General features: G+C 53.0%; 15 protein-coding genes and 1 pseudogene. 9 read left to right on the top strand and 7 right to left on the bottom strand.

Translation table 11 applies throughout. The features are described from left to right. Positions 1-97 precede the first annotated feature (97 nt). Together IEX75_RS14190 and IEX75_RS14185 are read left to right on the top strand one after the other, a co-directional pair. Positions 98-364 (top strand): XAC0095 family protein, encoded by a 267-nt coding sequence (locus IEX75_RS14190; protein WP_188794944.1) that lies wholly within the window; start codon positions 98-100, stop codon positions 362-364. Between the two features lie 462 nt (positions 365-826). Next, the gene (locus tag IEX75_RS14185) at positions 827-1792 is read left to right on the top strand and encodes a hypothetical protein (RefSeq protein ID WP_188794943.1); all 966 of its coding nucleotides are present in this window, start codon (positions 827-829) and stop codon (positions 1790-1792) included. 213 nt (positions 1793-2005) lie between these two features. On the opposite strand, the gene IEX75_RS14180 is transcribed toward IEX75_RS14185, so the two are convergent. The 6 genes from IEX75_RS14180 to IEX75_RS14155 form a co-directional block, all read right to left on the bottom strand. After that, on the bottom strand, positions 2006-2485 hold the full coding sequence (locus IEX75_RS14180) for a YybH family protein (RefSeq protein WP_188794942.1): 480 nt from the start codon (positions 2483-2485) through the stop codon (positions 2006-2008). 72 nt (positions 2486-2557) lie between these two features. Continuing rightward, complete coding sequence (locus IEX75_RS14175; RefSeq protein ID WP_188794941.1) at positions 2558-3292, bottom strand: DoxX family membrane protein; 735 nt, start codon at positions 3290-3292, stop codon at positions 2558-2560. A gap of 236 nt (positions 3293-3528) precedes the next feature. After that, positions 3529-4104 (bottom strand): hypothetical protein, encoded by a 576-nt coding sequence (locus tag IEX75_RS14170; RefSeq protein ID WP_188794940.1) that lies wholly within the window; start codon positions 4102-4104, stop codon positions 3529-3531. Positions 4105-4577: 473 nt separating this feature from the next. After that, a complete protein-coding gene (locus IEX75_RS14165; protein WP_188794939.1) occupies positions 4578-5672 on the bottom strand; it encodes an ATP-grasp domain-containing protein in 1095 nt (364 codons plus the stop codon). Positions 5673-5811: 139 nt separating this feature from the next. Next, positions 5812-5979, bottom strand: coding sequence for a hypothetical protein (locus IEX75_RS14160; protein WP_188794938.1), 168 nt, complete (start codon positions 5977-5979; stop codon positions 5812-5814). 348 nt (positions 5980-6327) lie between these two features. Then, positions 6328-8370: a hypothetical protein gene (locus IEX75_RS14155; RefSeq protein WP_188794937.1), complete on the bottom strand. Its 2043-nt coding sequence runs from the start codon at positions 8368-8370 to the stop codon at positions 6328-6330. Between the two features lie 760 nt (positions 8371-9130). On the opposite strand from IEX75_RS14155, the gene IEX75_RS14150 reads away from it, so the two are divergent. From IEX75_RS14150 to IEX75_RS14120, 7 genes and pseudogenes are all read left to right on the top strand, one after another. Next, on the top strand, positions 9131-9769 hold the full coding sequence (locus IEX75_RS14150; RefSeq protein WP_188794936.1) for a hypothetical protein: 639 nt from the start codon (positions 9131-9133) through the stop codon (positions 9767-9769). Between the two features lie 405 nt (positions 9770-10174). Continuing rightward, positions 10175-10336, top strand: a pseudogene (locus tag IEX75_RS14145) (RebB family R body protein); the annotation flags it as partial. 84 nt (positions 10337-10420) lie between these two features. Continuing rightward, positions 10421-10660, top strand: coding sequence for a RebB family R body protein (locus tag IEX75_RS14140; RefSeq protein ID WP_188794934.1), 240 nt, complete (start codon positions 10421-10423; stop codon positions 10658-10660). 4 nt (positions 10661-10664) lie between these two features. Next, the gene (locus IEX75_RS14135) at positions 10665-11012 is read left to right on the top strand and encodes a RebB family R body protein (protein ID WP_188794933.1); all 348 of its coding nucleotides are present in this window, start codon (positions 10665-10667) and stop codon (positions 11010-11012) included. A 2-nt stretch (positions 11013-11014) separates the two neighbouring features. After that, on the top strand, positions 11015-11281 hold the full coding sequence (locus tag IEX75_RS14130) for a hypothetical protein (protein WP_188794932.1): 267 nt from the start codon (positions 11015-11017) through the stop codon (positions 11279-11281). A 1693-nt stretch (positions 11282-12974) separates the two neighbouring features. Further along, positions 12975-13718, top strand: a complete 744-nt coding sequence (locus IEX75_RS14125; RefSeq protein WP_188794931.1) for a hypothetical protein — start codon at positions 12975-12977, stop codon at positions 13716-13718. 166 nt (positions 13719-13884) lie between these two features. Then, positions 13885-14340, top strand: coding sequence for a hypothetical protein (locus IEX75_RS14120; RefSeq protein WP_188794930.1), 456 nt, complete (start codon positions 13885-13887; stop codon positions 14338-14340). A 195-nt stretch (positions 14341-14535) separates the two neighbouring features. Here IEX75_RS14120 and IEX75_RS14115 read toward each other — a convergent pair whose 3' ends face one another. Further along, the gene (locus tag IEX75_RS14115; RefSeq protein ID WP_188794929.1) at positions 14536-15204 is read right to left on the bottom strand and encodes a MarC family protein; all 669 of its coding nucleotides are present in this window, start codon (positions 15202-15204) and stop codon (positions 14536-14538) included. Positions 15205-15314 lie beyond the last annotated feature (110 nt).

Genomic DNA, 15314 nt, shown 5'->3' with positions numbered 1-15314 from the left:
GGAAGCAGCTGATTCCGACAAAACGAGCAGGATTTTTCCTGAAACCCTTCACGCCGCGCGCAATACGCGGCGTGACCTAAGCGTGTGGAGAACACAAATGGAAGACATGCACGGCGGCCGCTGTGGGCCGCAACTCTATCTATTGTCCCAAGACGGCTACGAAGACCTTAAACACTTGCAGAACATGCTGACCTTGATGGCGCGCATTACCTATAACGCGGAGAATGCCGAGAACGGCAAAGCAACGATGACGATTGGCCGCGCCGAGCTTTATTTCGTCTTTCAGTCGATCAACACGCAGCTCGGCGGCGTAATCGAACGTGTTGACAATGAGAATTGGCTTGGCACCCCAAGTCATGTATGACCGTAGCAACGATGGCGATGTAGGTTGGGGTGAGCGAACGCGAACCCCAACACCCCAGATCCGCTTTGCCGTCATTCCCGCGTATGAGCGGGGGCGTATTTTTAAGGTCAACCCTAAATAAATCAGCGCCGCTTTATAAACGAACCTGGCCCCGTTTTGGATTTAACCGGATCGCGGTGATTTCTTCACGCGGCAACCTTCAGAATCCGCCCTTCCAAGGGGAACAGTGCAAGGCCGGCACAGATCAGCGTGCCGGAGCAAGCAGAAGGGGTCATCCATAGTTTCGCCTTCCCATGCCGCAAAAAAACGGCACAGGAAACCCATTTGCTGTCGATGCGTCTTGAAACCCATGCGTGAGGTAAACCCACTTCGCCCTGCATGAAAGCGGGCGGGTAAGGCGATGTCGATCACGGCCCCTTGGAAAGCACGATGTATCAAACCCTCAACTGCAAGGAGAATGTCATGTTACGCGCATCATGCAACATTCGACTGCTTAATCTGATCGGTATCGTTGTGCTCTTTTTTGCGGGCTTCACATCAGCCCAGGCACTTCAGCCAGCTGGGCCTCACCGGCCTGCGGCCGTTCCAGCCAACTATGTCATCACGCCCTATGGCTACTTTCACCCCAGCTGCGTTGTGCACCTGGCCAAGGGAGATGTTCTGCAGAAGGCGACCAAAACCATCCAGCATGCGGATGGAAGCATCGAAGGCATGCATGTCTGCCAGTTCGCACATTTCAAGCCCAACGGCGACATGGTGATGGGCGATCAGCGGCGCATCGACCCACCTTCGATCGGCCACGCCTGGGTTGAATACGCAGGCACGACCACGAGTTCCTCCTACGGCGAACTTGGTGCGGACTGGAATGTTCCATCCGCACCCACCGCCAACAACGGCCAGACCATCTACCTCTTCCCTGGCCTGGAGGATTACAACGACGTGGTGACGATCCTTCAGCCCGTGCTGGGCTGGAACTCCGACTATGCGTCCGCATGGGGCATCGCCAGTTGGAATTGCTGCGAGAGTGGCACCGTTTATGAGGCCACGCCCACTCGTGTCAACGTCGGCGACAAGATTGCCGGCTATATGTGGGACAACTGCGCAGCAGGAACGCTTACTTGCACGTCGTGGGATGTGCTCACCGAGGATCTGACCACCGGGAATTACTCCGAGCTGCAGGGCACGTCGAATTTCGGCCAAACTTTCAACTGGGCCTTTGCCGGCTCGCTGGAGGTCTACAACGTCTCGCAGTGCAGTGATTACCCGGCCGGTGGTTCATTCCAGTTTTACGATCTGGAACTCTACAACGATAGCTTCGTGGAGTACTCCAACCCGGGTTGGACGTTTAGCAATCTGTCCAGTGGATTGACGCCTCAATGCGGTTACGGGGCATCTATCTCGCCAGCGACGGTAACGCTCGACTATTGATCGTGTGCCAGGAGTGGAGGTGGCCAACTGTCGTTAGCCACCTCTGTCTCTTGAGGTATCCACATGTTTTTTGCCGTCATTCTGATAAGAAAATCGAAGTTCACGACATTGCTGTTTCAGAGCGACTCGTCATTCCGGCGAAGGCCGGAATCCATGCTTCGTACTGGCGATGGATTCCGGCCTTCGCCGGAATGACGAGCCGCTTCCCAAATCTCATTGCTTTAAAGGTGGCGCTGCTTGCGCTATCTCGCGCAACGTCAACCAACCCGTTGGGCTACTTTTGTCCTGAACATAGATCACCATGGAGCGCCCTCTTCCGATCGATGGCGCGCCTCCGCTCCTGGGCGTTGTCTTGATTGAAAAAATGACCGTCTGTATCGCGACATTTCCAATGAAGCAGGTATTTTCGACGGTGTTTTCCACGAATTCCACTTTCGATTCCTTGAACCAGTCCCTTGCCCCTTTTTCCACGGCGTCCCGGCCTATCAGAACATTATTTCCACCAAAGTATTTGATGACATTCGGACTATGCAGTCGCCCCACCATGGCGGCATCACCTCTGCTAAAGGCGTCCCTGATGGCAGCAGTTGCCTTATCCAATGATTGCCTCAAGGCCGCCGAATCGGTGCTGCACTGCGCATGCGCATTGATCGAGAAAAACACGACTATGAGCAGCAGGAATGTTTTCTTCATAGGATCCTCCGTCAAGGAAACGCTGGTTTTTCCGGCGCTTGTCGCCAGGCAGCGCCAGCGGCAGATTCTGGTTCAGCGCCTGCCGATCGTAAACCAAGGCATCTTGCGATAAGAATCTGCAACAACCCATCCACTTGCCGTCAAAACCCAGGAGACGACACTTTCGCTGTGTTGGTAGGCCGTGGCACCTGCGATCAAAATGGGTACCCATACGAGTAGCGTGAACACTGCCATCTCAAGCACGGAAAGTGCAGCAGCCAGTCGTGCATAGACACCTACGAACATCGCGATACCCGCAGCGATGTAGGCAGCACCCGTGAAAGCCGCCCAGGCGACATGCCACGGTAACCACGAAGGCACCAGGACGACGGTCTCTTTGAAATAGCGGAAATGTCCAATGCCGAAGTAAATCATCGCCAATGCGTACAGCACTCTAGCTATGCGAATGCCGGTGTCGCCGGTCGCAAAACGAAGAGCACTCGGCATTTTCCAACCCGTCGAAAACCATGCAAACAATACCCACGCAGCCGCCACATACACTGCAGCCTCAGCGCTGCCGTACCAGGGGTCCTGCGAGGCGGCAGAAATGAAGTCGGGTGCTCTGTAAAACAGCAACCAAGCCAGAAAATACACGAGCAAAATAAGCGCGGCATCGGCACGCCGCCAAAGCAAACCTATGCCACAACCCAATGAGATGAGTGCGCACAGATAAGGCAACCATTCGATACTGGGAGTGCTGAGGTCCAGCGGTTGCCAGAGTGCGGCGTAGTTGCCGGTGATCAAACACTGGATACCCAGCGCGGTCATGGTTGCCGCGAAAATCGCATGGCCCACGCTTGCAATGCGCATTCCCGTGCCCTCTGGTGATTTTTGCCAGTGTATGGGCTTAAGCAACGGGTGTCGGAGGCCAAACACTGCGTTTTGGATGCGGCCAATTTCTCTCAATACAAAGCCAGCGGAGTATTGGTATACGCCCCTTGCATCCAGGGCCTATTCGGCCCGCAAAGCGTCGCTCACCGCGAGAAAAGTCAGTCTACCTCGACTCAGCCTGCACCATTTCCCTTGTAAATCAAAAAATTACCCTGATGCCGGCTTTTCGGCTCAGTAATGATGACATCGGCCACTTGCTTCGCCATGTCTTCCAACATTTCATCAGGTGTCGTGAGATGCGTCGTCGACTTCTCTTGATAGCTATAAGACGTCAACTCCAGCCCATTGGACGTACTCAGAACACGCACCGAGATACCCGCGCGATTCGAGTGAATGCCCATGTGCCCGTAATAGTCCTGCACCTCGCCATTGATGACATATCGGTAGCCTTTCGACTTGGCATAAGCGACCGCCGCATCGTCAGTGAGCGGCGCCTTGGCGCCAACGGGCCTCGGCAACGAAACGGCATTCAGGCCAGGCTTTTGCGAAAGCACACGGACAAAGATCGAACTCGCTTTCGCTCCCGAGCCGTCACAATCCACCTGGTTCGCGATGGCGCAGTCCTCGAACATCACCACGGCAACCGTGCCCCCATGGGGAACGCGGTGTTTTACAGTGATGGATGGGTCGGTGGCGCAGCCTGCCAAAAGCATCATCATTGCCAACAGGGCGCGTGTACGCATGGTCATGAGTGACTCTCTCCAAGCCTTAAAAGTGCCGACGCTGCGAAGCTAGAAAGGGGTAATAAAACTGCTTTGTCGAAGTAGCTAAGTCCGCGATCCGACAAGCTTGCCAGACATGGGATGTTCTGGAATAGATGGCGCAACTTATTGCGGAATCCGAACACCCATGATGAAGACGCGCCACGGAGTGACAGAATGGGATAGGAACGGGTGATTACGTCTGGCCCTGAGGTATTCACACGCTTTTTGCCATCGTTCCAGCAGGAAAATCGAAGTTCACGGCAATACTGTTTCAGAGCGGCTCGTCATTCCGGCGAAGGCCGGAATCCATGCTTCGTACTGGCGATGGATTCCGGCCTTCGCCGGAATGACGACTCGCTTCGAAATGGGGGGCGAAGTAACCCTTGATTTCGTTGGAATGGCGGTCAAAAAACGTGAAGAACCTTCAGATTCTGGCCCAAGTTTCGGCCATGCGCTCGCTATGCCTCATAGCTGATAATTTCGACATCTCTTTGCGGGGCCTCACACAGTTCCGCAAATTCCTTAGATTGCAAATAATCAGCAAAATGAACCTTCTTACTGTCGCCCACTGAATAATCACTACGTCCCGTCAGCAACAGCGATGTCATGGCTTGAAGCAGGGGCATCTGAGGAAGTTTCTCCTCGACAAATAGAAATTGACCTTGTTGATTGACCTCAAGGAATTGCACATTGCCATGCAAATCCATCACGAGATCGATGAAGCCAATCGACAGCCCCATTTCTCGCATAAAACGGTGTATCTGATCCTCCACAGCCTCTGGCAAAGTGAACTCTTCTACCAGGACATCCTCGTCAAGAATGTGCGGTCGCCAATCCATATAGGTCGGCCCTGTGTTGCGCAGGATCTTTGCCGAAAATATCTGATCGCCAAGCACGGCTACGCGTATGTCGAACTCCTTTTCGATATATCTCTGATAAATGCTGGGGCATATGGCAACGGCGCGGTCATTTATTTCTGTATATTGATCAAGAAGCGCAACACTGATTCTGTGGGTTTCTCTCGTTGAGCGACTTTCCCAGACATGGCCAATAAAAGTCTTCAGTACCACTTTCCCCCAACGATCGATCAAGTCGCGGACATCCTCCGCGTCATTGGAGAAAAATGTCTCAGGAAAGGACAGGCCTACCTTATGAGCCGCCTTCAGCTGAAATAATTTGTTCTCGGCGCGGGCGGCAAATAAAGGTTGATTCAACCATAGCGCATTGGCCATCTCATGCGGAACGGCAAAGGCATTCTGATCAAATGCATCCCATTGTTGAGTCACAAAGAGTCTATCTTCGGGCACGCAATCACTCGCATCTGGCACTGTGGTATAGCGATTCCAGACCGCACTCACCGTACCCGAGGAAAAGGTTTTGCTCTCTGGATGGATGCCCGTGCCATCAGCTCTAAAGGAGTACTTCATCGCAGGGTTGAATCGCAGAGATGGCCCCCATAGCACTTGAGCTCCATTCTGCTTCAACGACCACGCAATCGCACCCGCATGAGCGTCATTAGTTAGCGCAAAGATGACTACTTTTGATGAGGCCATGATCAACTATCACCTCGATGCGATGCCTGACGGCAGTGTAAGCAATAAATAGCCCGCCAACCGTCAGGGTGGCGGGCTAGTGTTTCGAACGACTGATAAGACACGGAATCAAGTCGTTACTTTCTTCCGGTCCCGCAATTTAATTGAGACCGCGCTCATAAATAGTGATAGTGAGGAAGTTTGCTTCCTTACTGTTCTGCAGCGACAGCTTATCGAGCTCGTCTTGCGACACAGTACGCGCAAGCAACCGACCCATTGGACGAGCAGCTTCTTCTGCAGCGCTTACACCCTCAATGTTCAATTCCATAGCGGTTCTCCCATTTACGATGCGGAGCTTGTCAACGTGTTTTATGCCGCTCCGCGCCGACATAAAACGCGATACCAATACACCGGACGTGGTCCCATCGCAAGGGTTAACTCACTGAGTTGACGAGACCGGCCTGCATCGAAACAAACCTTAGTCACTGTAGTGAACCAAAAGTGGTATGGATATCACATATCCCACGGATATTCGCTACCCACACATCATATGGTGAACCTACGTATCTCAGTTGTAGCGGCTGCCGTTATTTGCCGCTCCATGCAATGGTGCGACAGTCGGGCGTGCCATCGTGATGGCCATGACACGCCCGACATGTTGTATACGCTTTAGAAATCAGTGAAGTGCTGTTGCCGCACTGGCGTCCTGAACATAGTAAGTGCCGGAACTCCAGTAGAGATTGTAGACGTCACCGTTGGCGCCGATATACGCCCAATGCTGCTCACCGGACGGCAGGATGAAGCTTGTCAACGCGCTGCTGGCGGCCTGCGGCGCTCCCGCCGAACCGCTAGCATCATCGACGTGATAAGCGTCGGCACCCCAATAAAGATTGTAGATGTGCCCATTGGCGCCAATGTATCCCCAGTGCTGCTCGCCGGATGGAAGCACGAAGCTTGTCAGTGAGCCACTCGAGGCCAGTGGCGCCCCCGCTGCGGCGGTGACATCGGCAATGTAATAAGAGCCAGCGCTCCAATAAAGGTCGTAAACGTTGCCGTTGGTACCGATATATGCCCAATGCTGTTGCCCGGACGGCAGAGTGAAGCTTGTTAACGCACCGCTGGCGGCCCGTGGTGCCCCCGTTGCGGCGCTGACATCAGCGACGTAATAAGAGCCGGCGCTCCAATAAAGGTCGTAAACGTCGCCATTGGTACCGATATATGCCCAATGCTGCTGACCGGACGGCAGGGTGAAGCTTGTTAACGCACCACTGGCGGCCTGCGGCGCTCCCGCCGAGCCACTAGCATCATCGACGTGATAAGCGCCGGCACCCCAATAAAGATTGTAAACATGCCCATTGGTGCCAATGTATCCCCAGTGCTGCTCACCGGACGACAACGCAAAGCTCGTCAACGCACCCGTGATGGCCGGTGGCGCCCCCGCTGCCGCACTGGCGTTGGCAACTGTATAACCCGCAGCAGCTGTCCAAGACAGGTTGTAAATATTGCCGTCAGTGCCAATAAAGCCCCAATGCTGCTCCCCAGAAGACAGCGTATAGCTAGTCAACGCGCCGCTGTCTGCTTTCTGCGCCTTTGTAACGGCACTGGCGTCGTCAACGAGGTACCCGGCGCTGGCGCTCCAATATAAATTGTAAACGTCACCACTGGCACCGACGAAACCCCAGTGCTGTTGGCCCGAAGAAAGGACAAAGCTGGTAAGTGCTGCTCCGCAGAACAAGGCTGCCTCATTGGAAGCCGTGCAACCTTGTGCCTTGATGCCAGCCCCTTCGGTTTCATACGTTGTCCGAAGTGTAGAAAGATCCCTGATTCCAAGGCATGTGCTGGTTGAAAACCAGACAAAAGGAGCGAGCCATACAACCTGCGAGTCGGATTGCATGGTCTGAAAAAAAGGTGTCGTGTCATTGATGCCCACGCAACCCTGCCCACTTTGAGCACCGGGAACAATGATGATCTTCTTGCTCGGTGCATAGGATTTAAGCTCATTGAGGTGCGCATACCATTGCGAATCGCTATCCCCGTAGCTGTCGAAGCCTACCCAATCGAGAAGCCGCATTCCGCTGCTGATCTGATCGAACGATGTCGTCAGAATGGATGCGACCGGTAGCGAACTTGTATTGGCATTAGAGTGGATAGCATTGACGGCATTCGCCAAGGCTGGATTCGCCGTTCCATTCACATCGGAAAGGCAGGAGCTACCGAGATTCGGTTCGTCAACCAAATAAACCGCCGTCACGGTGCTTCGATCGGGGTCACCAGGAATCAGATAGCCCGTCTGCACCATGGTTTGAACCAAGCTTGACCACTCCTGCGATGCGGCCGGGTAGTTCTGCCAGCAAGAGGTGCTTCCCGCAGCGAGATTGAATAGGAATGGATACCCAGGAATGATGGCATGCACATGAGCTGCCTTCGCCTTGGCCAGTTCAGTCATGAGATACGCCAAGGAAGATGCCCTGCCAGCGTCGCTGGTATCGCCGGACCAACTCATTATCGCGTAAAGATTGATGTGCCCTTTCATTTCATCGAGGGCTACGGCCGGTGGATTATTGGCGTCCGCATAATAGTAGCCATAGTATTTTTGGATGCTTTGTGCATAAGCGCTTGATGAAAACATGCACAGAACAACCAATATGGAACAAAGCAGTCGTTTTACAAACCGCTTCACTGGCGAACCATCCGTCTTTTTCTGTTCCGTCCCCTTCATTAGAGCTCTCCAATAGCAGTAGGTAGAAAAATGATGTGGTACAGCTTAGCATTCAACGGTTATTACGCTGCCTGAAATGTATTCCCCAGAGATCCTTTAAGTGCAATCCAGCAACTGAAATCAAATACACTTATGACGATCGCAGCATCGCCATCAACAAATCCGACTTTGTCCGGTCAAGACATAGCTCCTTTTCATGCCCCAGGATAAAAAGGACCGAAGGTGCTGCCGGCTGGCCCTTCTTTCCTTATCATTTAAGTGCTGAATTGCTTTCGGAAGCTAAGATCGTCCATGTCTTCGAGCATTCTGACATAGGGCGCCAAGCATACCGGAAAGCCCTGAATTGAAGTGGAGCTAGGCAACCTTTTTTCTATCTCCATCCCTGAGGTATCCCCACGTTTTCTGCTTGATGATCTGAACAAAGTCAGCAAGCTGGCCAATATCTATTAAATGACCGAGCCGTCATTCCGGCGAAGGCCGGAATCCATGGTGAATGCGAAGCATGGATTCCGGCCTTCGCCGGAATGACGCCCAGGTAAAAATGCCAAGTATTGGCCGCGAAAAAGCCTTCCTTGAACAGCTCGAAAAACGTTGGGAAACCTCAGCCTCCATCCCCGATGCAGCGCCTCGGTTACGCCGCCAGGCTTGATGATATTTTTCGTAGTAGGAGTACCCTTTATACGGCTAAGGGTTTGTTGGACATAGCCGCGTCACAGCTTTGTAAATATCCACCCGTTTCCTACACACAGGGGAAAGCTCTATGCCAGTCAGGGATTTGGAAAAGGCTGCGAGTAGCACGATTCGATCGGCCTATGAACGCGATTACAAGACCGCTGTGGAAAAGAGAGATCACATCCATCGACAGGTTTATAACCTCGTCGATGAAGAGCAAGTCTTCAACGGCATTACCTATCCAGTCATCGATCTATCCGTATTGAAGACGAAGTACAGCAACGTGGTGCAATTTCTTCTTACTTCGTTCAAGGCTGCCGGGGTACGACCTGATACGCCCTTTCATATGAACCAGGAATCCAAATACCCTGTGGACATGGCCAATTCCTATCGCTACGTGGAGTACAACGTCATCGGCGGGGGAATGCGACTGATCTATGACGCCACCTTGGGCAACTTGTTTCTGAGTGCGCACTACAGTGACCCATCGCTGGTGATTGCGAGTACGGACGACAGCACAGAGCAATTGGACCTCAACGACATCATGACCAGCTTGCGTCTGACGCAACGAAATCTCGAGCGTCATTCAGACGGAACCTACTTTGATGGCACCTACGATGACAAACTGATTATGTACGCGCGTTCGGACTCCGCCTTTCGTGGCTGGCTTTTGAACAAGAACAGCGGCCAGGTTACGGATACGCTGAGAAAGTACGGCCTGAGCTAGCCATAAGCTCTGACGATTGGGGCTAGGTTCGCTTATGGTCGAATGTGCTTCCAAAGAATGAACCTACCCCCTGCTTTCGGTATCGCTCCAACGTAAAAACCGGCGCAAGAAGTAGATCCGCCTCGCCCATGGACGCGCCAGGCGTCTCTACACATAACCTTCACACCGTTGCTGACGCGTCAGGGCGAAACCTGACGAAATGCTTCGAGCCCCAGGACCACATCTCCTTCGTGACGCGCAATCAAGTGGCTGTGAAATAAAGAACTTCCACGCGTGGGTTTCCATGGCTCGCTTCATGCTTGAGCCCCTACCGCTTCACAGGGCAAATCCAAGCAGCATCGATGTAGTAGCAGTATTCCAACTACCACTGATTTCCACCACTCAGCACACAGGGAGTTTTGAGAGATGGCATTTCCTACCTCGTTGAATTCGCAGATTACTGACGCCGTAACCCAATCCAACGTCAAAGTGATTGGCGAAGCACCCGCCATGGCACTGGGCTCGCTTTATCAATCCCTTGCACACGCCGCCAGCATTGCCGGGGAAAACCTGGTCACACAGCAGCAGAATGCAAACAACGTGTCGCATGCGCTGGTTTCGCGGTGCGTGCAATCCCTCGTCGGCTCGGCAGCCAAGTAAGGAGACAGACCCATGGCCTTTCCGACTTCCGTCAACGACCAGATCACCGATTCGGTCACCCAATCCAACGTCAAAGTCATCGGCGAGGCGCCCGCGGTGGCGCTGGGCTCGCTGTATCAATCCCTCGCACACGCTGCCGGCATCGCGGCAGAAAATCTGGTCACTCAGCAGCAGAATGCAAACAACTTGTCGCTGGCAATCGTGACGCGCTGCGCCGAAGCCCTGCTCGGCAACACCTCGGCACAAGAGTAACGTCATGGCCGACGAGACCACAGTCAACAGCCAGATCACCGACGCGGTAGCGCAAGTCAACGCTTCGGTTGGCGATTCATCCGAAGCCCTGGCGCAGGCCATGACCCACCAGATCATGGCCCACGCTGTATCGGTGGCCATACAAAACGCCGTAGCGCAGCAGCAACACGTTTACATGCTGCGCAACGCCATCACCACCGCCGCAGCCCGCGCCATTTTGGACGCCAACCCTGAGCAAGCCCTGCGCTTTGCCGACGAGGCACTAAAAAGCGACGACCTCGCCCAGACCATCGAGCGTCTCAGCGCCTTGTTGAAAGACACGCCCACTGGCGAACCCAAACCCGGGGAATGACGATGACAAGCGACGAAAAGGATGAGCAACCCGCTTCACAGGCAGACGTCACCGCTGCCCCAACGGCCTCCCAAGACAACCCAGCCACCGACGATTTAGCCGCCCAAATTCAGCGCACGCATGACCAGATCGTAGCCACCCTCACGACTGGCTATAAGGACGTTGAAGAGGCTATGCGCATCGCCGAAGAAGCTGTAACGGTGGCTGTGCACGGGGCGACGAAAGCCGTGGATATGGCGCAGCAGGCCGCCAAAAAGCCGGATGCATAGCATCCTTGGAACTTGAAGAAATAACCCAAACTGGGGCGGTTCACTTACGAGAGCGAGCAATAGCCGTAAGTGAACCTGACCCTGAGGTATCCCCACGTTTTCTACTTGATGATCTGAACAAAATCAGCAAGCTAGCCAATATCTATTAAATTACTCTGCCGTCATTGACCAGCTTCGCTGTTGTAAAGCGCCTCGGCGAAGGCCGGAATCCATGCTCCGTACTGGCGATGGATTCCGGCCTTCGCCCACTGCTGTCCGGGAAAATATCACTCACACTCGCCGCCATGCTTGATGGTTCGTCGTCCCGGCGAAAGCCGGGACCCAGCGACTTGCGGAATCGCCAAAGTCACTGGGCCCCGGCTTTCGCCGGGGTGACGGATCGGGGGTGCTGAATGTGCAGGCAAAAAAGGGATTTCCGACGAGCTTCGGATGCGTGTTTAGGGCAGTGCGCATTTTCCCCGGACAGCAGTGGGCCTTCGCCGAGGCGCTTTACAACAGCGAAGCTGGTCAATGACGCCGAGGTAAAAATGCTAAGTATTGGCCACGAAAAAGCCCTTCCTTGAACAGCTCGAAAAACGTGGAGAAACCTCAGAACCATCCCTCGTTTTATTAACTGACACATTCCCTCTGCACAAAACCCATACCAATGAGGTTGTGCTTAGCTAGGGTCGTTCATGTCTTCGGGCGTTCTGACATAGAACGCCACGCTATCCATCCATTTATGGGTAACTTCCCAAATTCACACGTTTCTGGTGCCTAAAAAAGTACCACCGGCATTGTGCGGGTGCTGGATATGCTGACCATGCGAAAACCTCTCACAAAAAATGCTTAACGATCCAATGGCAAGAGATTCGTATTTATGAAAATCGACACTTTTAATTCATCACAGCCGGCTTCGGTCGATCTACCTACTTCAGACAAAAATACTTCGGGTGTCACCGGTCCAGTCATTACCTCAAAGAGTACTTGGACAGTAAAGAACGACGCACGCTCGCAGGCTAATGACTCAAGAAACTCCACTTCTTACGGATTGAACTCAACTCAAACGTCACCAGCCAAAAGCCGCGTTACACGAGCTGAAGAGGAGCCGGTGCTGATGGCGGGTGAACCCTGGGCTGATTTTCAGGAGCGGCACTATAGATGGCGACTAGGCATACCACGCAGCGAGCACGTTGATAGAAAGCTGATTCCCGAAAATGAGGGAACGATCCCCCCACGTTCCGTACAAGAAGCGCTCTTCGAAGGATTTATAGGATTTGTTCTGGGCGGACCAGGCGCGGGGGTCCGCCCTGGCGCACCAACTCTGGGCCCCAAATCCGTGCCTAGTCCTAAACTCGTTCCCGGCCCCAAGCCAGGCCCTCGCCCTGGCACACCAAGCTCGCGTCCTGGCACGCCAGCCTCTACTCCCAGCACACCAAGCTCTCGTCCTGGCGTACCAGGCTCTCGTCCTGGCGCATCAACCTCCAGCTCTAACTATAGCTCTAGTCCTAGCCCTGGCCTCGACACTCCCGGCTCCCGTCCCGGCGTACCAGGCTCCCGTCCTGGCGCGTCAGCCGCCGGCCCTGGCTCGCCAAGCTCTTCTCCTCGCGCACCAGCCTCCACCTATGGCCTCGACACACCGGGCTCTCGTCCTGGTGTACCAGGCTCTCGTTATCAGGCAAACAGCATAACCCTCCCAATCAGCCCGGATGGATTGCAAACCTTTGCCATCGACACCGGGAAAGTCTCCTTCATGGGGAGAGATAAGGGCTATATATATAGAGGTATCGTTTTTCGCGGCGACACCCGTGCGCCGGAAACCATATTCAAGGAAGGTTTTAAATTAAGAACAAAAATCAACGACATTAATGAAATAAATGGTTTCAGAGGTGGATTTGGTGGCGGAAAAGACGCCTTGGACCCTGACGGCAAAGGTATATCAACCTCTGGATTTTATAAAAAAGATGGTGCTGGCGCCTATTACTACGGCGGAAACAAGGGAGGTTATACCTATATTGTCGATGGAAATGACATGGAAGGATATCATTTATATCAAAATAGGCACCTCATAGAGCACCCTAACGATACCGACATCATTATGCAACCGCTGGAAATAAACTACGGTAAGGATATTCCATCATCCAATATCATTGGCGCCTTTGATAAGAATAGCCATTTCATAAAAAACCCTAACTATCGCGGAAAATTTCGAATCCCACCAAATCAGGGACATCACCATCACTACAGTGAATCCCATGCTCCCCAACCCCAAGCCCTGCCTAAACCCCACTCCGAATCCGAGTCCGAATCCGAATCACAGCCACAGCCCCAAGACCAAGGAGTATCGCTTCACCAACATAAAATCCCTACATTCGGCCCGGAGAATCCCCGTGGCTGGACCGGACAACCTTTCGAAGAAGAAACCGACCACCCTTTCCTGGATACCTTCGACTCATGACAGCCAAGCCCGCTTTTTCGGTGCAGGCGCATCTTCTGGTCGTGCTGGTGAACCCAACAGGATGTTCGCGATTCAGGTGCAACATCAGTTTTGCAATACATAACGTGATACTGCATATAGGCATTTTTCCGCTGTAGCCTTGGAGCACCTTCATTGGAGACTACTTATGAGTGCTTCTGTCCAGCTTTCGTCGAATTATCTGCCAACTTCTCATGAATCCGCGTCACCCAACATCAATGATGTAAAGGGCTCGGAAGTTGCTCCATCGCAAGTCTCTCAGGAGACGAAATCTATGATGGGTGACAACCTTCTGCAGAAGCATCATCATCATTACCAAGATGATTGGACGAACTTGCAAAATTTGACTGAAAGAAGTCATGAACTTTCCACGGATATACGAGAAATACAGACAAAAATCAAGGGTGTTTATAATAACTCCAGCCTTACTCCTGCCCAGCAAAACTCAGCGGTACGGGGTCTTCGTAAAGAGATGCAGAAGCTCGTTAAGGAAAAGAAATCCATTGATACTCAGCTCGCAAAACTGCTAGCCACACCCGTGGATACCGACCGAGCGATGATATCAAATTACATTGATAGCCTGGGTCGTGGATATTTACTTTAAAAGCTAAAACCGAGGCAGCGTCCAGGGAGCCTCTGATTTATTCAATCAGGGTCGATTGAAACGTGTAGGCTGGGATGAAATCCCAGCTTTCTTGCGGTTCCAGGTGTTGGGATTTCATCCCAGCCTACACGGGCACCCAGTCACACGGAATAAATCAGAACTACCCTAGTATTTGGGCCTTGCAACAAGCGACTCCTATTTCCCCACAAAAAGCGTCTTGATCCCCGTAACGGCAATCTGCAGCCCCACGCAGAAAATAAAAAACGCAATCAGCCGATTGAAAATCCGCTCCCCCTGGGACCCGAGATATCGCTCAATACGCTGTGTGTTGAGAAAAAAACCATATATCAGTACGCACATCACCACGACGGCCAGCAGGATCGCGATCATGTTGTACAAGGTCTGGCGCAAATCGGCATCCGAGCCATGCGCGCTTAGCGTCAGCAGTACCGAGATTGTTCCTGCCCCCGTGGTCAGCGGAAACGTCAGTGGATAAAACAATTTGTCGTCAATGCTGCGCGGCTTTGCTTCACTGACACTATCGCTGCTGTCTGCACTTTCATCCTTGTCGGATGAAAGGAATTCCCAGCCCATCCTGCAGATCATGATGCCACCCGCCAGTTGCACCACGGGAATCGACAGCCCGAACAATTTCAAAATCCATGCGCCGGCTATCAGGGTGACGGTGCAGACACAAAACGCGTACAGGGTGATCTGGCCTACCGCTCGCTTTTTTCCGGCTCTATCCAGGTGTGCGAAGTAAGGCATCACCACAAAGGCAGTACCTATGGGATTCACCACCGGGAACAGCGCCACCACGCCGATAAAGAGCAGATGGATAAACTGGTGAAGTTCGAATGCCATGCCCACCAAACCTTATTTCGCGGAATGATCTGCCTGTATGGCTTGTGTCCATGATACGGCCGTCGAAAAGGTTTTGGGAAAAAGGAAAGGGGATAGCGGTAAATAAAAAG

Origin of the sequence: Dyella nitratireducens, assembly GCF_014642835.1 — a bacterium.
Classification (GTDB): Bacteria; Pseudomonadota; Gammaproteobacteria; order Xanthomonadales; family Rhodanobacteraceae; genus Dyella_B; species Dyella_B nitratireducens.
Note: the sequence above shows the minus strand (reverse complement) of the source record. Positions and strands in the feature narration are given on the sequence as shown.